Annotated in this window: 24 protein-coding genes; 13 read left to right on the forward strand and 11 right to left on the reverse strand. The window is 58.7% G+C overall.

Annotation, left to right across the window (positions count from 1 at the left end; all coding sequences use genetic code 11):
- Positions 1-37: 37 nt before the first annotated feature.
- From HL45_RS06750 to HL45_RS06775, 6 genes are all read left to right on the forward strand, one after another.
- Entirely contained in the window at positions 38-994 is a 957-nt protein-coding gene (locus HL45_RS06750; protein ID WP_049970377.1) for an NADPH:quinone reductase, read from the forward strand.
- A 677-nt stretch (positions 995-1671) separates the two neighbouring features.
- Complete coding sequence (locus HL45_RS06755) at positions 1672-2376, forward strand: SDR family oxidoreductase (protein WP_049971929.1); 705 nt, start codon at positions 1672-1674, stop codon at positions 2374-2376.
- Positions 2377-2588: 212 nt separating this feature from the next.
- Positions 2589-3899: a sodium-dependent transporter gene (locus HL45_RS06760; protein ID WP_049970378.1), complete on the forward strand. Its 1311-nt coding sequence runs from the start codon at positions 2589-2591 to the stop codon at positions 3897-3899.
- 305 nt (positions 3900-4204) lie between these two features.
- The gene (locus tag HL45_RS06765) at positions 4205-5527 is read left to right on the forward strand and encodes a sodium-dependent transporter (RefSeq protein WP_049970379.1); all 1323 of its coding nucleotides are present in this window, start codon (positions 4205-4207) and stop codon (positions 5525-5527) included.
- Positions 5528-5660: 133 nt separating this feature from the next.
- A complete protein-coding gene (locus tag HL45_RS06770; protein WP_049970380.1) occupies positions 5661-7205 on the forward strand; it encodes an acyl-CoA carboxylase subunit beta in 1545 nt (514 codons plus the stop codon).
- A complete protein-coding gene (locus HL45_RS06775; protein WP_049970381.1) occupies positions 7186-7449 on the forward strand; it encodes a hypothetical protein in 264 nt (87 codons plus the stop codon). Before HL45_RS06770 ends, HL45_RS06775 begins: the two co-directional genes overlap by 20 nt.
- Before the next feature lie 22 nt (positions 7450-7471).
- On the opposite strand, the gene HL45_RS21785 is transcribed toward HL45_RS06775, so the two are convergent.
- The 4 genes from HL45_RS21785 to HL45_RS06785 all read right to left on the reverse strand — a co-directional run bounded on the left by HL45_RS21785 (position 7472) and on the right by HL45_RS06785 (position 9315).
- Complete coding sequence (locus HL45_RS21785; RefSeq protein ID WP_267879586.1) at positions 7472-7600, reverse strand: hypothetical protein; 129 nt, start codon at positions 7598-7600, stop codon at positions 7472-7474.
- Positions 7597-8304, reverse strand: a complete 708-nt coding sequence (locus HL45_RS06780) for a methyltransferase domain-containing protein (protein WP_233274707.1) — start codon at positions 8302-8304, stop codon at positions 7597-7599. Before HL45_RS06780 ends, HL45_RS21785 begins: the two co-directional genes overlap by 4 nt.
- A 312-nt stretch (positions 8305-8616) precedes the next feature.
- Entirely contained in the window at positions 8617-8766 is a 150-nt protein-coding gene (locus HL45_RS20765) for a hypothetical protein (RefSeq protein ID WP_158413670.1), read from the reverse strand.
- Positions 8767-9024: 258 nt separating this feature from the next.
- Positions 9025-9315, reverse strand: coding sequence for a helix-turn-helix transcriptional regulator (locus tag HL45_RS06785; RefSeq protein WP_049970382.1), 291 nt, complete (start codon positions 9313-9315; stop codon positions 9025-9027).
- Positions 9316-9401: 86 nt separating this feature from the next.
- Between HL45_RS06785 and HL45_RS06790 the strand changes: the two genes are divergently transcribed.
- From HL45_RS06790 to HL45_RS06805, 4 genes are all read left to right on the forward strand, one after another.
- Positions 9402-9671 (forward strand): DUF7111 family protein, encoded by a 270-nt coding sequence (locus HL45_RS06790; RefSeq protein ID WP_049970383.1) that lies wholly within the window; start codon positions 9402-9404, stop codon positions 9669-9671.
- Between the two features lie 134 nt (positions 9672-9805).
- Positions 9806-10618 carry a diadenylate cyclase DacZ gene (dacZ, locus tag HL45_RS06795; RefSeq protein ID WP_049970384.1) on the forward strand — a complete coding sequence of 271 codons (813 nt, stop codon included), beginning with the start codon at positions 9806-9808 and terminating at the stop codon, positions 10616-10618.
- Position 10619: 1 nt separating this feature from the next.
- Positions 10620-11396: a mechanosensitive ion channel domain-containing protein gene (locus HL45_RS06800; protein WP_049970385.1), complete on the forward strand. Its 777-nt coding sequence runs from the start codon at positions 10620-10622 to the stop codon at positions 11394-11396.
- A gap of 87 nt (positions 11397-11483) precedes the next feature.
- On the forward strand, positions 11484-12239 hold the full coding sequence (locus tag HL45_RS06805; RefSeq protein ID WP_049970386.1) for a class I SAM-dependent methyltransferase: 756 nt from the start codon (positions 11484-11486) through the stop codon (positions 12237-12239).
- A 152-nt stretch (positions 12240-12391) separates the two neighbouring features.
- Here HL45_RS06805 and HL45_RS06810 read toward each other — a convergent pair whose 3' ends face one another.
- The 4 genes from HL45_RS06810 to HL45_RS06825 all read right to left on the reverse strand — a co-directional run bounded on the left by HL45_RS06810 (position 12392) and on the right by HL45_RS06825 (position 15103).
- On the reverse strand, positions 12392-12913 hold the full coding sequence (locus HL45_RS06810) for an acyltransferase (protein ID WP_049970387.1): 522 nt from the start codon (positions 12911-12913) through the stop codon (positions 12392-12394).
- 31 nt (positions 12914-12944) lie between these two features.
- Positions 12945-13241: a DUF7344 domain-containing protein gene (locus tag HL45_RS06815; RefSeq protein WP_049970388.1), complete on the reverse strand. Its 297-nt coding sequence runs from the start codon at positions 13239-13241 to the stop codon at positions 12945-12947.
- A gap of 68 nt (positions 13242-13309) precedes the next feature.
- On the reverse strand, positions 13310-14599 hold the full coding sequence (gene purD / locus HL45_RS06820; protein ID WP_049970389.1) for a phosphoribosylamine--glycine ligase: 1290 nt from the start codon (positions 14597-14599) through the stop codon (positions 13310-13312).
- A gap of 69 nt (positions 14600-14668) precedes the next feature.
- Positions 14669-15103, reverse strand: a complete 435-nt coding sequence (locus tag HL45_RS06825) for a DUF7522 family protein (protein WP_049970390.1) — start codon at positions 15101-15103, stop codon at positions 14669-14671.
- A gap of 80 nt (positions 15104-15183) precedes the next feature.
- Between HL45_RS06825 and HL45_RS06830 the strand changes: the two genes are divergently transcribed.
- Positions 15184-17307 carry a thioredoxin domain-containing protein gene (locus tag HL45_RS06830; protein WP_049970391.1) on the forward strand — a complete coding sequence of 708 codons (2124 nt, stop codon included), beginning with the start codon at positions 15184-15186 and terminating at the stop codon, positions 17305-17307.
- A gap of 9 nt (positions 17308-17316) precedes the next feature.
- On the opposite strand, the gene HL45_RS06835 is transcribed toward HL45_RS06830, so the two are convergent.
- Positions 17317-17736: a thioredoxin family protein gene (locus tag HL45_RS06835; RefSeq protein ID WP_233274708.1), complete on the reverse strand. Its 420-nt coding sequence runs from the start codon at positions 17734-17736 to the stop codon at positions 17317-17319.
- Between the two features lie 52 nt (positions 17737-17788).
- On the opposite strand from HL45_RS06835, the gene HL45_RS06840 reads away from it, so the two are divergent.
- Complete coding sequence (locus HL45_RS06840) at positions 17789-18796, forward strand: PLP-dependent cysteine synthase family protein (RefSeq protein WP_049970392.1); 1008 nt, start codon at positions 17789-17791, stop codon at positions 18794-18796.
- Positions 18797-19405: 609 nt separating this feature from the next.
- Here HL45_RS06840 and HL45_RS06845 read toward each other — a convergent pair.
- A complete protein-coding gene (locus HL45_RS06845; RefSeq protein WP_049970393.1) occupies positions 19406-19870 on the reverse strand; it encodes a DUF5804 family protein in 465 nt (154 codons plus the stop codon).
- A 123-nt stretch (positions 19871-19993) separates the two neighbouring features.
- Between HL45_RS06845 and HL45_RS06850 the strand changes: the two genes are divergently transcribed.
- On the forward strand, positions 19994-20500 hold the full coding sequence (locus tag HL45_RS06850; protein ID WP_049970394.1) for a protein-tyrosine phosphatase family protein: 507 nt from the start codon (positions 19994-19996) through the stop codon (positions 20498-20500).
- A 331-nt stretch (positions 20501-20831) separates the two neighbouring features.
- Here HL45_RS06850 and HL45_RS06855 read toward each other — a convergent pair whose 3' ends face one another.
- Entirely contained in the window at positions 20832-21206 is a 375-nt protein-coding gene (locus tag HL45_RS06855; protein WP_233274709.1) for a CBS domain-containing protein, read from the reverse strand.
- Positions 21207-21289: the final 83 nt, after the last annotated feature.

A 21289-nucleotide genomic window follows, 5' to 3' on the forward strand; every position in this document is an offset into this window, starting at 1 on the left:
CCACGGACTTATTTTCCCGCCCTCCGTCGATTCGCCCATGCGCACAGTCCGATACCACGAACACGGCGGGCCGGAGGTACTTCGAGTGGACGACATCGACCGACCGGAACCCGACGACGACGAACTGCTGGTGGCCGTTCGCGCCGCCGGAATCAATCCGGTTGACACCTACTTCCGCGAAGGATCGTACCCGCCGGGCGACCTCCCGTGGATTCCGGGGTCTGACTTCGCTGGCGTGGTCGAAGCAGTTGGGTCGGAAGTCGATGACTTTTCGGCGGGCGACAGGGTGTTCGGCACCGGCCTCGGCAACAACCGACAGGGAACCTGTGCGGAGTTCCTGACGACCGCGACCGATACCGTGGCGCACCTGCCAGACGGCGTCGGATTCGACGAAGGCGCGGCGGTTGCCCTCGTCGGCGTGACGGCGTGGCGCGCGCTCATCGACCACGCTGGACTGGAACCCGGCGAAACCTGTCTCATCCACGGCGGAAGTGGCGGCGTCGGCCACGTCGCCGTGCAGTTGGCCAGCGCAACCGGTGTGCGGGTGACGACCACCGCGAGCGAGGAGTACCACAACCGCCTCGAAGCCCTCGGCGCGGACACCGTCCTCGACTACACTCGGGACGACCTCGCGGATGCCGTGCGCGAGGCGGGCGAACCGGACGTGATTCTCGACCACCGATTGGACGACTACCTTCAGTTCGATGCCGACGTGGCAAAAGTCGGAACGCGCGTAGTCGGAATCGGCAACGAAGGGTCGGCGGCAGGGTTCGAGGATATTTCCGGTGCGCGCTCGAAGGAGCTTTCGATTACGTTGATGAGCATGTTCAACACGCCGGATATTTCCGCCGTTTTGGAACGATTGGGCCGGTTGGTTGCAGACGGTGAAATCGTTCCGGAGATTGCTGGTGTGTATGGGTTGGACGAGGTCGATTCCGCGCAACGCGATGTGGTTGGCGACAGTTTTCTCGGAAAGTTGGTTGTCGAGTTGTAGCAGGGATTGTGAGTGTTTGCGGTTGCTGACGAGCGGTATGGTGCTCTTTTTGGTGATTTCGAGTGAGGTGGTGGCAAAAGTCTGATTTTGAGTAAGCTGGTGATGAAGAATCTGATTTTGCAGAAGTCGGTTACAAGTCACGACTCCAGTGAATCCGCCTCCGCACCGCACCCATGTGCCTCCCCAGCCGATTCGCTCACTCGCTGTCGCTCGTTCGGTCATCCCTCGCACGATTACAGCAGGAGCCTCCGGGCGGTGTGCCCTCCGACTCCTGCCAGCGCGCGCCATGTGGGAAGTCAAATTTCGTGAATCTCGACAAACGCTGTGGCGCGTGCGTCGGCAGGCCTGCGGGCAAATCGCCCGCAGGCCTGTTGATTGTCACGCGAGGGATGACCGAAACGAGCGGTAGCGAGTTGAGGGAGTCGGTTGGGGAGGTACGTGGGCGGGTGCGGTTCTCATTGGAGTCGTGACTTGCAATCGGCTCATTCAAGAATACAATCGACTCATTCGAGAATAATCTTCAGAATACAATCGACTCATGCAAGAATAGCCTTCTTGTGGAGAGTGAGTTCGCCGTGTTAGCGGGAACTTCGAAGCCAGCAACACCAACTAACCGATTCGAAAACGAACTCCTCATGCAGTCGAACTTTATGTCGCTTCGGATAGTCACCCACTCCATGAACGTGAAATTCGATTTCGCGGACGACGTAGCGCTCGTCACGGGTGCAAGCGGCGCGCTCGGAAGTGCAGTTTGCACAGCATTCGCCGACGCGGGTGCGACGGTCTGCGCAACTGACGTGGTCGAACCGGACGAGGACACACTCCCGGAGAATGATAAAATCCACTTCCATCAGGCTGATTTCACGGACGAATCGGACGTCGAATCCACAATCTCGAAAATCACAGACGACCACGGCGGAATCGACTACTTGGCCAACATCGCGGGGACGTGGAAGGGTGGGTCGCCGGTCGAGGAAACCGATGCCGACACGTTCGATTTGATGTTCGACGTGAACCTGAAGACGGCGTTTCTCGCGTCGAAACACGCCCTACCGCATCTTCAAGACCGTGAGGGCGCAATCGTCAGCGTCAGCGCGCGCTCGTCGCTCGAAGGCGGAGAAGGCGACGCGCTCTACCGCGCGTCAAAGGCGGGCGTTCGCCTGCTCACGGAGTCGATAGCCGAGGAAAACACGGGTATCGTCCGCGCCAACGCCGTCATGCCGAGTGTCATCGACACGCCCGCGAATCGGGAGATGATGCCCGACGCAAATCACGACGAGTGGGTTGCCCCGGCGGACATCGCCGAAGTCATCTGCGTCCTCTGTAGTGATGCCACGAGCGTGACGAGCGGGGCCGCGGTGCCGGTCTACGGAGAAGCATAATCTCGCGGAGAGACGACAAATTTCCAAGGAGAACCGTCGATAGATTCACCGTTTCGGGATTTGGTATCGGATACCACGAATTACGGTTCCCGGCAGAGATTGCCTGAAACTATTTTTTACAGATTAGTAGCAGTATTCTATATTGAATAATATTTCTGATTAATACACACCGGACTGCTTATAACTGATAATTAAGAATGCCACGTACAAGCATGTCACAAAGAGAAACGTGGACATCCCGAGTAGGGTTCATACTGGCCGCTGTCGGTAGCGCAGTTGGACTGGGTAACATTTGGCGATTTCCGTATATGTCAGCCGAAAACGGCGGGGCGGCGTTCCTCGTCGTCTATCTGATTGCCGCGGCCCTCATCGGACTGCCTGCAATCCTCGCAGAGTTCGTCGTCGGCCGTGAAACGAAGAAAAACGTCGTGGACGCGTTCCGCAATCTCGGCGGCCCTGCGGCCGCACTTATCGGCGTCGTCGGCCTATTCACCGGATTTTGGCTGTTGTCGTACTACAGCGTCGTCGGCGGCTGGGTCATTCAGTACATGACCGGCAGTCTGAGTGGCGCGTACTTCGGCGACCCTGGCACGTACTTCGGGCAGATTTCGGAAGGTACCGGAACGATTCTGTACCACGCCATCTTTATGGCCGTCACAATCGGTATCGTGGCCGCTGGCGTCGAGAAAGGCATCGAAGTCGGCACCAAAATCATGGTGCCGTCCATCGCCATCCTGATGATCGGAATGGCCGCGTGGGCGTTCACGCTCGACGGTGCCGGTGCCGGATACGAATACTTCCTTTCCCCCGACTTCAGCGTCATCGCGGAGAACTACCAGTCGATAATTCCGGACGCGGTCGGGCAGGCGTTGTTCTCGCTCTCGCTCGGTATGGGTGCGATGGTAACCTACGCCTCCTATCTCGACGGCGACGACAACCTCCTCAGCGACGGTATCAGCATCACCGTGCTGAACACCTTTATCGGCGTGCTGGCCGGATTCGTCGTGTTCCCGCTCCTGTTCGCGCAGAACATCGACCCCGGTAGCGCCGGTGCGGGTGCAGTGTTCGTCACCCTCGCGCAGGCGTTCGCGGAACTACCAGCAGGTGGCATCATCGGCTTCGTCTTCTTCCTCGTGCTGCTCATCGCCGCACTCTCGTCGGCTATCAGCCTCCTCGAAGTCGTCGTGTCCTACTTCGTGGACAACTTCGACGTGAGCCGTCCGATTCTCACGGTCGGAATCGGTATCGTCGTGTTCCTCCTCGGCGTTCCGTCGGCGCTGAGCATCGACACGTTCACCATGTTCGACAGGATTGCGAACAACATCCTGCTTCCGCTCGGCGTCGCGCTGACCGTCATCTTCGTCGGATGGATATACGGTGGCGGCGCAGTCGCCGAACTCCGCCGTGGCCTCGGCAAGAACAGCAGTTTCGGCCCGGTGTGGCTCTGGCACATTCGAATCGTCGTTTTCGTCGCCGTCCTCGGCACGCTCGGGCTGAGCATCATGACGTTCATGAGCGCCTGATGGCATTCACGAGCGCAATTTCACGCTCGTGAATGCGCGACGACGGCAATATCGAACGTCGAAAATAGACACGAATCATTGTGTTTTTCTCACCTGTCACAGCGTGGCGCTCGCCGTCTTCGAATCATCACCAGGATACTTAAGAGATGGCACGGTTCGATAACGATTCGTAACCTATCTCGCCGATTTTGTCCTGAATTCGTTGTAGAAAATCGCCCTTTACGGCTCATTGACTGTGATTACAGCATTTTGACGGTTCTTTATCTCGAAACCCTCATAAGTCCGTAGAAAACGAGTGCATAGCAATGACACGTGAATCGTGGGCAAGTCGAGTGGGCTTCATCCTCGCGGCAGTCGGAAGCGCCGTCGGACTCGGAAACGTCTGGCGCTTCCCGTGGATGACCGCCGAATACGGCGGGAGCGCCTTTCTCGTCGTCTATCTGTGTATCGTTCTGCTGGTCGGCGTTCCCGGCCTCCTCGCGGAGTTCGTTATCGGGCGCCGCTCGAAACGAAATCCGGCGGGCGCGCTCGCCCGCCTCGCACCCGGCACCAAATCGTGGGGCTACGTCGGCCTGTTCGGAGTTATCACGGCTCTCATCCTCCTCTCGTTCTACAGCGTCGTCGGCGGGTGGATTCTCCGCTACTTCGCCGCGAGTTTCACCGGGTCGTACTTCGCCGAACCGAGCGTGTACTTCGGCCGAATTAGCTTCGGCGCGGAAGCCGCGGCGTTCCAAGTCGCGTTCCTCGCACTGACCGCACTCATCGTCCTCGGCGGCGTTCGCGGCGGTATCGAGAAGGCGACAAAAGTGATGATGCCGATTATCGTCGTCCTGCTCGGGGTGCTGGCGGGGTGGGCAGTTACGCAACCCGGCGCAGGTATGGGCCTATCCTTTTATCTCGATTTCGACCCGACGCTGATTCAGAACGACCCAGTCGGAATGCTTCGGGCCGCCGCCGGACAAGCCCTGTTCACCCTCTCGCTCGGCGTGGGAACGATGATAACCTACGCCTCGTACCTCGGCGAGGACAACAGCCTCGCATTCGACGGAAGCGTCATTTCCGTCCTCAACACGGGCGTCGGCGTGCTGGCCGGACTGGTCGTCTTCCCGCTCCTGTTCGCGTTTCAGGGCGGTCTGACGGAAGTCACGGAAGGCGGCGAATCGGGCGCGATTTTCATGGGCGTTGCGGGCGCGTTCCGCGAGATGCCCTACGGCGAAGTCGTCGCAGTCGGCTTCTTCGGCGCAATTTTGTTCGCCGCGCTGTCGAGTTCCATCAGCATGCTCGAAATCCCCGTCGCGTACCTCGTGGACGAACAGGACGTTTCGCGGCGGAACGCGACAACCGGCCTGACCGGACTGGTGCTCGTCACGGGTGCAATCTGTGCGTTCAACCCCGGTATCTTCGATTTCGTCGCAAGCACGCTCGTTGACCTGATGCTGACCGCGGGACTCGCTGGATTCCTCGTGTTTACCGGGTGGATTCTCGGAAAAGACGCGCTCACCGAGTTCGATTCGGGCGCGGGCGGTATCGCCCGCGCCCTCGGCACGCCGTGGCTGTGGAGCGTTCGGACGATTCTCCCGCTGTTTCTGCTCGCAACGCTCGCAGTGAATCTCTACGCGATGTTGTAGGTCTTCGCGTCATCGTTGGCCGAGCGAAACCGGAGAAAATTGCTCCGGTTTCCCGTCGTAGTACGGAAACCTTTTGCGCCCAGTCGTACTGCAAACGCGCAATGACAATGCGTCCGGGTGTTCGGCAATGACGATGGACGAGCGAATCGACGAACTGCGCGAAAAGCGTAGTGAGGCCGAAAAAGGCGGCGGAGAGGAACGAATCGAAAAACAGCACGAGAAGGGAAAGATGACGGCGCGCGAGCGCATCGACTACTTCTTAGACGACGACACCTTCAACGAGTTCGACCAACTGCGAACTCACCGAAGCCACAACTTCGGGATGGAAGAAAAGCAAATCGCGGGCGACGGCGTCGTGACCGGCTACGGCGAAGTCAACGGCAGAAAGGTGTTCGTCTTCGCGCACGACTTCACCGTCTTCGGCGGGAGTCTGGGCGAAGTGTTCGCCGAGAAGGTGACCAAGGTGATGGACAAGGCGATGGAAGTCGGCGCGCCCGTCATCGGCCTGAACGACTCCGCCGGAGCGCGGATTCAGGAAGGTGTCGCCTCGCTCGCAGGCTACGCGGACATCTTCCACCGCAATCAACAGGCAAGCGGCGTCATTCCACAGATTTCCGCAATCATGGGGCCGTGTGCTGGTGGTGCAGTGTACTCCCCCGCCATCACGGACTTCATCTTCATGGTGAAGGACACGAGCCACATGTTCATCACCGGCCCGGACGTCATCGAGACGGTCACGGGCGAGGAAGTCACCTTCGAAGAACTCGGCGGCGCGAAGGCCCACACCGCGGAAAGTGGAGTCGCACACTTCGCCGAGAACAGCGAGGAAGAGGCGCTGGACGACATCCGGCGACTGCTTTCGTACCTCCCGCAGAACAACGTCGAAGACCCGCCGCGCGTCGAACCGTGGGACGACCCCGAACGGCGCGACGAGTCGCTCGAATCGGTCGTACCCGACCAACCGCGGAAACCGTACGACATCACGAAGGTCGTAGACGGCGTCGTGGATGAGGATTCGTTCTTCGAGGTGCAGGAAGGCTACGCGAAGAACATCGTCGTCGGGTTCGGCCGCCTTGACGGGCGGTCGGTGGGAATCGTGGCGAATCAGCCGCGCGTCAACGCGGGCACCCTCGACATCGAATCGTCCGAAAAGGGGTCGCGGTTCGTCCGCTTCTGTGATTCGTTTAACATCCCGATTCTGACGTTCGTGGACGTGCCCGGGTTCATGCCCGGCACTGACCAAGAACACGGCGGCATCATCCGCCACGGGGCGAAACTGCTGTACGCCTTCTCGGAGGCGTCGGTTCCGCTCATGACCGTCATCACGCGGAAAGCCTACGGCGGGGCCTACGACGTGATGTCCTCGAAGCACATCGGCGCGGACGTGAACTACGCGTGGCCGACCGCCGAAATCGCGGTGATGGGGCCACAGGGCGCGGTCAACGTCCTCTACAGTTCGGAACTCGCGGAGGCCGACGACCCAGAGGCGCGCCGCGAGGAACTCATCGACGAGTACCGCGAACAGTTCGCCAACCCGTACACCGCCGCCGACCGCGGTTTCGTGGACGACGTTATCGAACCGAAAGAAACCCGCCCGCGACTCATCTCCGACCTCGAAATGCTGATGAGCAAACGAACGGCCCAACCCGAAAAGAAACATGGCAACATCCCGCTCTGAGGACGTAGAACTCTCGATTCCCCCGAACGCCTCCGAGGAGGAGGCCGCCGCGATAGCCGCGGCAATCAACGCCCACCTCCAAGACCAGCGCGCCGCGGCGGAATCAGACGAGGAACCGGATTGGAACGGCAAGCGGTGGCAGTTCGCCGGAAAAGTGTCGCAGTTGCAGAATCGGAACGTTCGCGTGCCACGCGATGCGCCGACCGACGCGTGGTCTGCGGCGGGGCGGACGACGCGGTTCTGAATCAATTCGTTTTTACTTTCGATTAGGCTCGACACACCGCCAGTATGTGCTCCGAGAAATCCACGACGGTTCTATCTTCGCGGAGCATCGTCACCACTTCTCGAACGCTCTCGACTGCCTCCTCGTCGGCGTCTTCCAGTTCGGTTTTCATACGGTTTGCAACACCCTCCAGTCCGACCAACTGCTCGACTTCGAAGCTGCTTTCTCCAACTCGGATTCGAACTCGTCGGCGCGGAAGAAGTGACATTCTGCAAAGCCCTCTCCGTCACTGTCGCCGTCGCTGAACTTCTCCACGCGCTCCGCGGTGTACTTGCCGTCCTCAGTGATGGGCGCGAGCAGGGGGTAGGAGGCATCGAGATTGAACTTCAAAATGTCCCGAATCGCGGCGAATCGGCCGATGACCGAGACGAAGACGGGGCTGTCGGGACAGGCAACCCGCCGGAGTTCGGCCATCGCGACTGCTCGTTCGTCGTCGTCCACGACGTGCGAAATCGGGCCACCGAGACAACAGACAGCGTCGAAACTGTCGGCTTCGAATCGCAAGTCGCGCACGTCGCCCTGCTCTGCCGAGATTCGGTCTTCGAAGCCGCCGGATTTCGCGTTTTCGCGCGCGAGCTCGACCTGCCGCTCGCTGAGGTCAACGAGGGTCACGTCGTGGCCGCGCTCTCCGAGCCAGCAGGCGTATCTGCCCGCAGCACCCCCAACGTCGAGGATGTGTCCCGTTTCGGGGAGGTGGGTTTCGAGGTAGTCGGTCGTGTTTTCGAACTCCAGTCGAGTAACTGGGTCGCGGTCTAAGCGCTCCCATTCGCCCTCCGCGAACTCGTCGTAGTAGGATTGGGGGTTCATATCGGCCATGGTTAGATTTCCTCTGGTTTCGTTCGAATCGCTGTGCATCGCGTGGATGTGAATTGATACATGTGTGTCGTGTCGAAATTGCTCGGAGGCGATTCACGGTGTGCCGAGTTTCACCCCGTCCGTCGCCGGAAGACCGGCCTAGTTTCGAGGCTCCACCCGACAAAAAGCAGTTGCTGGCCCAGTATTTGTGCCAGCGCGGGGTGGAACGGTATGCGTCACTATCCAACTATTTTCGTGACAGCATATAACTATTTGGGGGGACGTATAATTTCGGACAGTTGGAACGTCACAGTGACTACACGACTGACCGAATCATCTGGCATACGCTGGCACGAGGAATGACGCTTGCAAGACGCAAAGCGTCTTGCTGACCTGCGACCGTGGCCCGCGAGGCACTGGAACGAAGTGAAGCGCGCAGTCGGTTGCGGAGAGTGTGATTGATGCGGGGGCGGTTGCGGTCATGTATTGTCGTGATTTGCTCCAACACAGTCTCCGCAAACGGGAGACGAATCACGACTCCACTGAAAACCGCAAACCGCCACCGCACCACCACCTCCCCAACCGACTCCGTCGCTCTTTACAGTCGCTCAGTCGCCCCTCGCGTGATGATTGGCAGACCCTCGGACGGTTGCTCGCGGTTACACCGCTCGCTGTCGAGAGTTCTGCGAAATCTCGTTGTCCTCGGGCCTGCCGATGCACGCGCCATAGAACTTGTGAATATCACTCCGAAACGTCGTTTTCGACCTTCTCTCGCATCCACTGAAATTGCTCGTACAAACGCCGTTCCCCCACGTCAGTCAGCGAATACACGTCGTACAGCCCTTCGACTCGCTTTTCGACGTGGCCTGCCTCCACGAGACTGGTCAACGTGCTGTAAAACCGCTTCGGATCGAGCTGTTTGTCGTAGTGCGATTCGAGACGGGATTTGAGTCGCTGGCCGCGGAGTTCTCCGGCCTCGGCGAGCAGGATACACATGTCGCGCCGAGTACCGCTCTGGTGCCATCGCGTCATGGCTCAATCGACACAGTCCCCGGACACCTACTTTTTGTTTCGCTGGAACCGATACCTTCGACTTCCTTGCCTTCGAATCCCACTCTATGACCACTATTTCGGAAAACGGAATCTCGGCGTCCTATTTCGAAACCGACCACGAGCGCGTCCTCGAATTTTCCCGCGATGGGCGAACCGCGGCAGTTGCACAGAATATCGAAGGGTACGGCATGCTCAAGGTGCGTGACACACCAGATAGTCCCGAAATCGAGCGATACTACGGCTTCGACATGGCGCTCGACCACGCGGCGGAACTGCTCGGCGTGAAACCGTCCGACCTGCCGATTCCCGACCCCGCCGATGATATGGGTATGTAAGGTTTTCGAGTGGTGAACTTCGGAGAGTACGAAAACCTCTCGAATCCACGAGGAGGGTCGTATTCATAAAAGGAAATAATGGGTGACATATACCCCCGCAAACCTTTTCTCCGGTGATTGAGTGACCTTCTGTAATGACTGACCTGAGCGAACTTCTGGAGAACCTCGTCAGTGGTGTTGACGCGGTGTTCCTCTTCTCTCCGAGCGGGTCGTACTACGAGCGGTTCGCCGACCTGAACGGTCCCGACGTGGTGGTCGTCGCCCCCGACAACAACGTCGGCGCGAACAACTACGTCGAACTGCCGTTAGAGTTCGACAACGTAAAAGACCGCATCCGATTCGGTATCGAGGGAGCCATCGACCACGGACTCGCGGAGGACGGCGACGAACTCACCTGTATCGCCAGCATGTTCGGTGACAGCATTGACACCGTCACCCGCACCCGAGCGAACGAGGAATCTCACTCCGGCATCTACGACCTGTTCGCCAACTCGCGGGCCGACCCCGGCGTCATCCGCGACGTGTTCGAAGTCGCCATCGAACTGGGGAAGAAAGGACAGAAAGGAAAACCCGTCGGCGCGCTGTTCGTCGTCGGTGACGCGGGCAAAGTGATGAACAAGTCTCGTCCGCTCTCCTACAATCCCTTCGAGAAATCGCACGTCCACGTCGGCGACCCCATCGTGAACGTCATGCTGAAGGAGTTCTCCCGACTGGACGGCGCGTTCGTCATCTCGGATTCGGGGAAAATCGTCTCCGCCTATCGCTACCTCGAACCGTCCGCCGAGGGAGTAGACATCCCGAAAGGACTCGGTGCTCGCCACATGGCAGCGGGGGCGATTACGCGCGACACCAACGCTACGGCAATCGTCCTCTCCGAGAGCGACGGTCTCGTCCGGTCGTTCAAAGGCGGTGAACTGATTCTCGAACTCGACCCGGAGGGGTATTAGGATGCAACCTGACTGGCAGGTACTTCTCTACGAGGAGTACCGAATCGTTCTCGCCATTCTCATTCTCATTGCTGGCGGTGTCGCGGGCTATCTCCTCGGTCGGTTGAATCGGCGCATTCTCCGGGCCGCGGGCGTCCACGAAGTCGTCGAGGGAACGCCGTTCGAGCGCACCGCTCGGAGTCTCGGGACGACGACGGTGTCGCTCATCGCCCGCCTCACCTCGTGGTTCATCTACGGCGTTGCGATTTTGCTCGCGCTCAACACCGCCGAACTACCGCTGAGCACGCAGTTGTTCTGGCAAATCATCCTCTTTACCCCGCAACTGTTCGTCGCGGCGCTAGTGTTCATCATCGGATTCGTCGTGGCCGACAAGGCGGAGTTGATGGTCAGCGAGCGACTGCGGAGCGTCAAACTCCCCGAGGTAAACGTCCTCCCGCGAATCGTCAAATACAGCATCGTCTACGTCTCCTCGCTCATCGCACTCAGTCAAGTAAACGTCGCCACGCTCACCCTCATCGTCCTCTTCGCGGCCTACGTCCTCGCCGTCATCGTCTTCGGGGCGGTGGCGTTCTGGGATCTGCTCCGCTCGTCCGCGGCGGGCATCTACCTCCTGCTCAACCAACCCTACGGCATCGGCGACGAGATTCGCGTCGCTGGCAATCAGGGCATCGTCCAAGAGGTCGATATGTTCGTCACCCACATCGAAAACGACGGCGAGGAGTTCATATTGCCGAACCACCTCGTCATGCGGAAGGGTGCGGTTCGTCTGCGGAACTGAGGCGGAGCAGCCGTTGATTCGAGCAGATTCGAGGGAGGAACGGAATAGGGCCGGTGAACTTTTCATGCAAAAAATACGATAGTTACTATGAGCAATAAAAATCAATTTTCGGAGGAGTTAGCGGCTTATTATGAGGCAACCCACGGTTACGGTGACATCGGCGACGAGTCGTTCTATCTCGACGCGGCAACCAGCGCGGACGGGCCAGTACTGGAAGGTGCCTGTGGAACTGGGCGACTTTACCTCGAACTTCTACGCCAAGGCGTCGATGCTGACGGATTCGATGTTTCTCCCGGAATGCTAGAAATTCTCCGAGAGAAAGCAACTATCGAGGGTATTTCACCCACGGTTTGGCAAGCAGATCTCCGGTCTATCGGCGCTTCTCGTACCTACTCGCTGGCGCTGGTTCCCTACAATTCGTTTTGCAACCTCCGGGAAGTCGATGACCAACTTGCAACACTAAAGGCCTTTCACGACGTTCTTGCGCCCGGTGGCCGACTGCTGTTCGACGTGTACGTACCTCGGTATGATGTCATCGCCGAGGCCTTTGGGGAGTGGCAGGAGATTCAAGAGGTCGAATACAAAGGGAACCTGCTTAGAGGACGTTCCAAGGCGACGATTGCGAATCAGGTGGAACAGACCTACCGTGCGGAACAAGAGCTATTAGAGACAGATGGCGACGTTGTAGCCCGAGATGAGTTCGTCCTTTCGCATCTCCCGCCACAACAAGTCGATTTACTGGCACGTCTCTCTCCGTTCGATGAGTGGTCGGTGTGGGGTGGATTCAACCGAGAGCCACTCACGGATGGGGACAGCGTACAGGTCTGGGAATTGGTGAAATAGACTGGAAAATATTAGAAAAACATACATCGCGGTTAGCAAGCTGGTTGTCCAAGGAGGTCATGCACTACGTATCCGACGACGATTACGATTTGTCTTTGAATCGAAAACAGAACGAGGTAGACGTGTGATCCGCGATACAAATGAACCCAAATCTACTCCGAATCCAACCCCTCGTTCGACATCGCTTTCGCCGGAACACCTGCAACCGTTTCTCCTGCCGGAACGTCCCGCGTCACCAGCGAGTTCGCGGCCACCTGCGCGCCCGCACCGATTTCGACGCCGGGCAAAATCACTGCACCCGCACCAATCATCGCACGCTCGCCGATTTTTACTTCGCCGGTTCGGTACTCGTCTTGGAGAAATTCGTGGCAGAGAATCGTCGCGTCGTAGCCGATGATGGCGTGGTCTTCGACGGTAATGAGGTCGGGCCAAAACACGTCCGGCGTCGATTCGAGGCCCCACGAAACACCCTTGCCGACCGAAACCCCGATTCGGCGGAGAAGCCAGCTTTTGAGGCGCAGGCTCGGGTTGATTCGCACGAGCCAGATGACGAGATACTGAATCGCAACCCGGAGTGGACTCCGCGCCGTCGTCCAGTACTGCAAGGAGTTCAAGCCGCCGGGGGTGGAGTGATGGGTAATTCGCTCATGGCGGCGGGTCGTATCGTCGCTCACGGGCCGGGGTTTGTGCCCGGATAGCTTGAACTTACTCGTCTGTTAGTTCCACGAACGGTTTCAATTCGCTCGCGGCGTCGGTCAGTTGCACGACGTTGGTGTCCGTGTCGTACTCGACCACGCCCATCCCTTCGAGTCGGGGAAGATGCGAGTGATGAAGTCCGACTTCGATTCGTTTGGGAGCGGTTTCGATTCGGTTGCTCGTTTTCTCGACCAGTTCCGTCATCGTCGCTTTTCCGTCGCAGTCCATCAAAGCAGTGAGTGCGTGCCGTCGATGACTGTGTCCGAGTACGTCGAATATTTCGTCCGTAGTGAGTTTGTCGTCCATGGTGAAACCATCACGCGGAATACCTTGGTTATAGTTCGATTGTCGATTGCGGTAGGCGGTCGCTACGATTAGTTACGCAGTTCCTCGACGTGGTCGATTCGACGCTGAATGAGGGCCTCGGTTCCGATGTCGTGGCGCATGTGCAGTCCTTCCTCACCGGCAACCGACAGTGCATCTTCCGCGAGTTCCTCCGCCTCCGCGATAGTGTCGCCGAACCCGACGACCGCGAAGGAACGTGACGTCGTCGTGTAGATGCCGTCGTCGCGCTCGTCCACGCTGGCGTAAAAGAAGAGCGCGTCACCCGCGCTTTCCTCGTCAACCTGTATCTTCGCACCGGATTCTGGGTCGGTCGGATAGCCCGCAGGCACACCGTACTTACAGACCGTCGCTTTCGGCGCGAAGGTGAGTTTCGGCAGGTCGTCGCCTTCCCGCGCCGCGACCAGCACGTCTAAGAAATCCGTACTGAGAATCGGCAGGGAGTTCATCGCCTCCGGGTCGCCAAACCGAGCGTTGAACTCGATGACTTTCACGCCGTTTGCGGTGAGCATGAACTGTCCGTAGAGGACGCCGCGATAGTCGTCCAAGGCACCGACGGTGGCTTTCAGCACGTCAACCGCTTCGTGGTAGTCGTCCTCGGCCATGAACGGCAGTTCGAGACCCGAATCGCTGTAACTGCCCATCCCGCCCGTGTTCGGCCCTTCGTCGCCCTCGTAGGCGCGTTTGTGGTCTTGAACGGCTGGCGTGACGCGAAGTTGTCCGTTGGCGACGAGCGCCTGTACCGTGAACTCCTCGCCGACGAGTCGTTCCTCCAGAACGACTCGATCGTAGTCGCTGTCTTGGAGGTATTCTTTCGCTTCCTCGGGCGTCACTTGGTCGCCGATGACTTTGACCCCCTTTCCGCCCGTCAGTCCGGCGGGTTTCACTGCGAGGTCGCCGTCGTACTCGTCGATGTATTCGCAGGCTTCCTCCAAGTTCTCGAACGTCTCGAACTCTGGACAGCCCGGAATGTCGTGCTCCTGCATGAACCGCCGCTGGAACGCCTTGTCCGTCTCGATTCGGGCCTCTGCCTTCATCGGCCCGAAAGCGTAGATCCCGGCGTCATCCAGTGCGTCTGCGACTCCTGCGGCAAGCGGCCCTTCCGGCCCGACGACGGCGAGGGTTGCGTCCACATCCTCTGCGTAGGAAACCACTGCCGTCGTGTTCGTCGTGTCGAGCGTTTCGAAGCCATCCGAAATGCTCACGATTCCGGGGTTTCGGTTGCCCGCGCAGGCGTACAGGGAAGCATCACTGTCGGCCAGTGACCGGGCGATAGCGTGTTCACGACCGCCGCCACCGACCAGCAGTACGGTTTCGCTCATGGTGGGAAAATATAGGCACAGTGGTGTAAAGGTTGTCGTTACCCATTCCGGAAGTATTCACGTCCGTGATTATACCTCACTATTTTCCGACTGCTCGGCGAGCAGTTTCCGGAGCGACACTGCGACCTCTTCGAAGTCAGCGATGTGGAGGCTGTCGCTTGTCAGCAAAATCCCCTGTTCGCCGACGATGACACGGCTGACGAACCCATCCGAAAACGCCCGAATGGTGAGTTCGTAGTCGCCGATGTCCGGCTCTGCACCCTCCTCTCTGAGCCTGTTGTACGTTTCGTGCGTTCCAAACCCGAGTCGTTCGTTGTTGACGAATACCGTTTCCAGCTCCATTGCCCGCTCCTTGTCGCCCCCGTAGAGGTCGTTTCTGAGGTAGAGCAACTCCGAATCGCTCGGTGTGAAGTGAATGATGCTCCCAAGGGTATCCCCAATCCCCGTCCGACAGGTCGAGACGATTTCCTCTGCAAACCTCTCGGTGATGTCTGTTTCAGACATGATACTGTAGTACGTCACACGGTACCATCAGTCGTGCGGTAGTCAGGGTCTTTACGTGATTCGACGGTTAATCGACAACCATGAGCGACCCGACGCGGCACAACCGACTGGACGAAGAGGAGAGTCCGTATCTTCGCCAGCACGCCGACAATCCGGTACACTGGCAACCGTGGGACGAGGACGCCCTCGAAGCGGCGCGCGAACGCGACGTTCCAATTTTCCTCTCCATCGGCTACTCTGCCTGCCACTGGTGTCACGTCATGGAAGAGGAGAGCTTCGAGGACGAAGACGTGGCGAAACTGCTGAACGAAAACTTCGTTCCGATAAAAGTTGACCGCGAGGAGCGCCCCGACATCGACTCCATCTACATGAGCATCTGCCAGCAGGTCACGGGTGGCGGCGGGTGGCCCCTCTCGGCATGGCTGACGCCCGAGGGAAAGCCGTTCTACGTCGGCACCTACTTCCCGAAACACTCTAGACAGGGACGACCCGGCTTTACCGACCTACTCGAAAACATCAGCAACTCGTGGCAGACCGATCGCAAGGAGATGGAAAATCGGGCCGAACAGTGGACGAGCGCCATCGAGGGAGAACTGGAATCGACGCCGGAAGCGGGTGACGCGCCGAACGCGGAACTGCTCCGAAACGCGGCCTCGCAAATCGTCCGTAGTGCAGACCGCGATTTCGGTGGATTCGGGCAGCAAGGACCGAAATTCCCGCAACCCGCACGAATCGACGTTCTCTTTCGGGCGTTCGACAGAACCGGCGCGAACCAGTTCGCAGACGTTGCCGTCGAAACGCTCGACGCGATGGCGAACGGCGGCTTGTACGACCACCTCGGTGGCGGCTTCCACCGCTACGCAACTGACCGAAAATGGACGGTGCCGCACTTCGAGAAGATGCTGTACGACAACGCGGAACTGCCGCGTGCGTATCTCGCTGGCTACCAACTCACCGGCAACGAACGCTACGCGAATCTCGTCCGCGAGACGTTCGCGTTTCTCGACCGGGAGATGCGCCATCCGGAGGGCGGCTTCTACAGCACCTTGGACGCCCGAAGCGAGAACGAAGAGGGTGAAAGCGAGGAAGGGACGTTCTACGTCTGGACGCCCGAGGAGATTCACGACGTGGTGAAAAGAGAAACCGCCGCAAACCTGTTCTGTGACCGCTACGGAGTTACGAAATCGGGGAATTTCGAGGGGGAGAACGTCCTCACACTGAACGGAAGCGTTCCGAATCTCGCGGCGGAGTACGACCTCCACGAAAGCGAAGTCCGGGAACTGTTGGACGACGCTCGAAGGCAGGTGTTCGAAGCGCGTGAGAAGCGCGAGCGCCCACTGCGAGACGAGAAGATTCTCGCCGGATGGAACGGTCTGCTGATTTCCACGCTCGCAGAAGGTGGTCTGGTGCTGGAGTCGGAATACACCAATCTCGCGGAATCGGCGCTCGATTTCGTCCGCGAAAACTTCTGGGACGAGGACGAACAGACCCTTTCGCGGCGGTTCAAAGACAGAGATGTCGCAATCGACGGCTACCTCGAAGATTACGCCTTCCTCGCGCGCGGCGCGTTCGACCTGTTTCAGGGGACGGGCGACCCTGACCACCTCGGGTTCGCGCTTGACCTCTCGCGGGCAATCGAACGTGAGTTCTGGGACGACGAGCACAGAACGCTGTACTTTACCCCCGAAAGCGGCGAGCGACTGGTCGCTCGTCCGCAGGAGTTGGCCGACCAATCCACGCCGTCAAGTCTCGGGGTTGCCACCGACATGCTACTCGTCCTCTCCGAGTTCGCACCCCACGACCGATTCGGCGACATCGCCGAATCGGTGCTCGAAACCCACTCCAAAACCATCGAATCGAATCCGTTCCAGTACGCGACGCTCGCGCTCGCCGCAGACCGCCACGCAACGGGATCGCTGGAACTGACGGTTTCGGCGGACGAACTTCCCGGAAAATGGCGCGATAGGCTTGCAGAAACCTACCTTCCAACGCGGATTCTGGCACATCGGCCGCCGACTGAGGAGGGTCTGGCGGCGTGGTGCGAGAAATTGAATTTGGACGAGGTGCCGCCAATTTGGGCCAACCGAGAGGCGGACGCGGAGGGTAAACCCACCCTGTACGTCTGTCGGTCGTTCACCTGCTCGCCACCGGTGACGGACATCGACGCCGGGTTGGAGTGGGCCGACGACCTCGCACCGGAATAGGTCGGAAAATCAGGCCGACACGTCGCTTTCGAGCAGTTTTTGCGCGACGAACTCCGCGGCAGGGAGCGACTCGCTCTCCTCGAATCGTGCAACTTCTTCGCCGTCGCGCTCCGCGACGATGGTCGGGATGAGCGTCACGTCGTACTCGTCGGTGAGTTCGCCGTTCTTGTCGCGGTCTACTTCGTATACTTTCATCTCGCCGTCGGGGACGCCCGCGGCGTCCAATGCGGCGAAGAAGTCCGGAAGCGCGCTCCGGCAGTCGCCACACCAGTCCGCGCCCCACACTCGGTAGGTGACTTCGCCGACGCCCGCTTCGATTGCGCTGACTGTTTCGCTGTGCGCGCTCGCGTCCCACGTCGGGGTTGGTTCGGTCGATTCCATAGTCGTGACTTGGGCCGGAACGTGATAAACAACCGTTTTTTCCGGCATCTCCTGCCGGTGTCCAGTAGGGGTTTAGGTGTGGAAACCGTACACGTCGGGTATGAAATCGTCCATCCTCGACACCGTGGGGTCGCCGCTCGTCCACGTCCGTTCGCCCGAGGGTGCGACCGTCGCCGCGAAAATAGAGTCGTTCAATCCCGGTGGGTCGGCCAAAGACCGCCCGGCGCTGGCGATGGTCGAGGCCGCGGAACGCGCGGGCGAACTGCGACCGGGCGACCGAATCGTCGAACCGACCAGCGGAAACACGGGTATCGGGTTGGCTGTCGTCTGTGCCGCCAGAGGCTACGATTTGACCATCGTCATGCCCGCGTCGAAGTCGCCGGAGCGCAGGCGACTTCTCAAAGCATATGGCGCGAATCTCGAACTCGTGGAGGGTAACATGGAATCCGCCCGCGCCCGCGCCGACGAACTGACCGAATCCGAACAGACGATTCAACTCGGTCAGTTCGAAAACCGGGCCAACGCGGAAGCACATTACCGAACGACCGCAGCGGAAATCATCGAACAGGTGGAAGGCCGGGAAATCGACGCCCTCGTCGCGAGCGTCGGCACGGGCGGGACGATTACCGGAACTGCAACGCGACTGCTGGAGGAGTACCCGGACATGGACGTTATCGCCGTCGAACCCGAGCGAAACGCGGTGCTTTCGACCGGCGAACCCGGCGAAGACGAGTATCAAGGAATGGGGCCGGGATTTATCAGCGACCTGCTCGACACTGACCTCCTCGATTCGGTCGAAACCGTCTCGCTAGAAGATGCAGAAGAAGAGTGCCGAAGGCTTGCTCAGGACGAAGGAGTCCTCGTCGGGCAGTCGAGCGGTGCGGCGAGTATCGCGGCCTACCGCGTTGCGGAGCGACTGGCGCAACCAGAACTCAACTGCCCGGAGATGCCCGAGGAGTGGAGCGAGATGATGGCAGATGCAGAGGGGAACCAGTCGGCGGTGACATCCGACGGCGGGGTCGAACAGGGCTACGACGACTGCCCGCTCGTTGTCACCGTTTTCCCCGATAGCGGGGAACGGTACCTCTCGACTGGGATGTTCGACTAAAAAACGACTGCACAATTTTTCAGGAGGGCATGTTCCTGCGGATTTCGTCGAGTTTCCGCAACGCTTCGTCGGTTTGTGCTGTTTCGTATTTCTCTTGTAGTTCGTGCTCTGCTTTTTTGTACCCGGTCGCACGCTCGGTGAATATCTCCTTGTCGTTCGGTTCGCCGAGGATTCGTTCCGTCAGACCCTTGAACGCCTGTAGCGCGGTATCGACGAACAGACCGACGAGGAAGCGATTCCGGCCACTGTACCGATTTCTTCGGTGGCGTCAGCGTTGTAGAAGGCGAACGAAACCAGATACCCCCCGCCGGAGAGAAATTTTCGACGAAAGAAAAAGAATGGTCCCAATTTCACGTCGAAATACGTTCCATGTCGTTCGTTTCAGGGGCGACAGGGGAGATCGGTGTTGGCCTTCGCACCCGTCGCCATCATTGCAGGTCTATTCGCCGTTTTCCTCCGGGCAGTAGACGCGGAACCAGCAAATTTTCTTTTTCTTCTTCCGCTCGCAGTCCGCGTTACTCGAGATAGTGGCGCAGAACTGGCCGTCAACCGATTCCGCCAGAACCGGCTCCTGTTCCTTGCAATAATGCTAACAAACAACGTGCTTTACTACGACCGAAACTCCTCGTCTGTCACTCGCACCACCAGCGTCTCGTCCACATCGCGTAGGTCGTATTCCGGAACTCCGTCTACTGTTCGGGCGACGTACATTGGTTCTACGAGTTCCTTGCCGAACTCGTCTTTTTCAACTCCGTACATCTTCAGCAGTGGGTCGGTTTCGGCCGGATTACGGTCGCCGTCCCGAACTTGTGCCGCGAGATTTCGGGAGAGCCATTCGTCGTCGCTGATACTCGGTTCGAGAACCAACGCCTCGTCCACGAAGCGAACAAGATACCAGTTCAGGTCGTTCAACAGCGAGGTGGCGGAGCCGACGCTGATGGTTTCCAGTTCGAGGCAGTTTTGATACGGTTCGCGGAGTTGGTAAGTGGCGAGGGCATCGCGCGCCGTCTCCCGGGAGAACAGTTCGGCGCGCAGATCGACTTCCTCCGAACCGACGAGCAGGACGCGGGTCACTGTTTTTGGGTTAGCATGGCGGGCTAAAGCGATTTCGTCTTCGAGATGCGTGGGCGGTGGATCAGCTGTGATGCCACGCTATAATTCAGTGGTTTTATCACTTGTTGGCGGTAGTCTATCACGATGAATGCAGATGGGCTAGCAGAGAGCAGTAAGGTGAATGATTCGGGGATTTTCGTTCGACCGTTCGGTTACGTCGAACCGGAACCAGTCATTCGGCGTATCGGTGAGCGAAATCTATATCTCGGAAACAAGTTTGCAGCACATTCCAAGTATCACAATCAGCGGTTTGAGTACGTCGTGTCGGCTACTAGTGGGAAATACCCACTAACCACACATCACCATCCACTCATTGATGGTTCCGGCAACGAGTGGTCAGCCTTCGAATCGGCTGTCGATACGGTTCGAACGCTTTATCGGAAAAATGGTTCCCTGCTCGTTCACTGCAAGGCGGGAATTTCGCGGAGTAGCACACTCATCGCGACCGCGCTCGCTATCGAAGAGAATCGAGCACTCCATGATGCGCTTGCCACCGTTCAACATGCACGACCGCACGCAATTCCGAACCCGCCACTTCACAAATTAGCGGTGGTATACCTCGCCGCTAGATCTGATTATGTCGTTGGTTAGTATTGACAGAACCCCTCGAAGTCATTGATGAGTTAACTAAGCACAGATAGAAATGTCGGTAGCAACTTCCGACTCCAATCAAACCGCCTCCACACCGCACAGACCACATCCTCCCCAACCGACTGCGTTTCTCGCTCGCTCCTTCGTCGCTCTCTGCGATACTCATCCCTCGCGCGACTTCAGCACAAACCTCCGGGCGACGTGCCCTCCGGTTCGTGCCAGCGCGCGCCATATGGACTAGTCGAGTATCGCGTGAATTTTCGCAAATCCTCTGTCGCGTTCATCCCGGAATAATCTGACTCACTGCCGAACCCGCGAGGATTTTGAGTTGTTAGGAGAGGAGGGCGGTAACGTCAGTCGAAGAAACCATCCCGACGTAATCGCCGTCAACGACGGGAAGATGTTTGATACCGAAGGTAGTCATCATCGCTGCGACTTCCTCCATGTAGAGGTCGGGAGTAACGGTCTCGACGTCCGTCGTCATCACGTCCGAAACCTGTAACTCGGTGGGGTCTAAACCGTTGGCAGCGGCTTCGAGTACATCGGAACTGCTGATTATTGCCCGCGGAGAGGTTGTCACGACCAACGCACTAATCTCGTTTTCACGCATCACTTCGGCGGCCTCCGTGACCGTTGCCTCCGGCGAAATCGTCTTCAACGGTGTCGACATCATCTCTTTGACTCGGGTTCGGTCGTCGGTACTCATACGACTACGAACGATACCAAGGACTATTGTTGTTTTCCTATAGTGGCGAGTCCTCGTTATTCGGATTCATCGAACAGTAGACT

This window comes from Haladaptatus cibarius D43 (assembly GCF_000710615.1).
GTDB lineage: Archaea > Halobacteriota > Halobacteria > Halobacteriales > Haladaptataceae > Haladaptatus > Haladaptatus cibarius.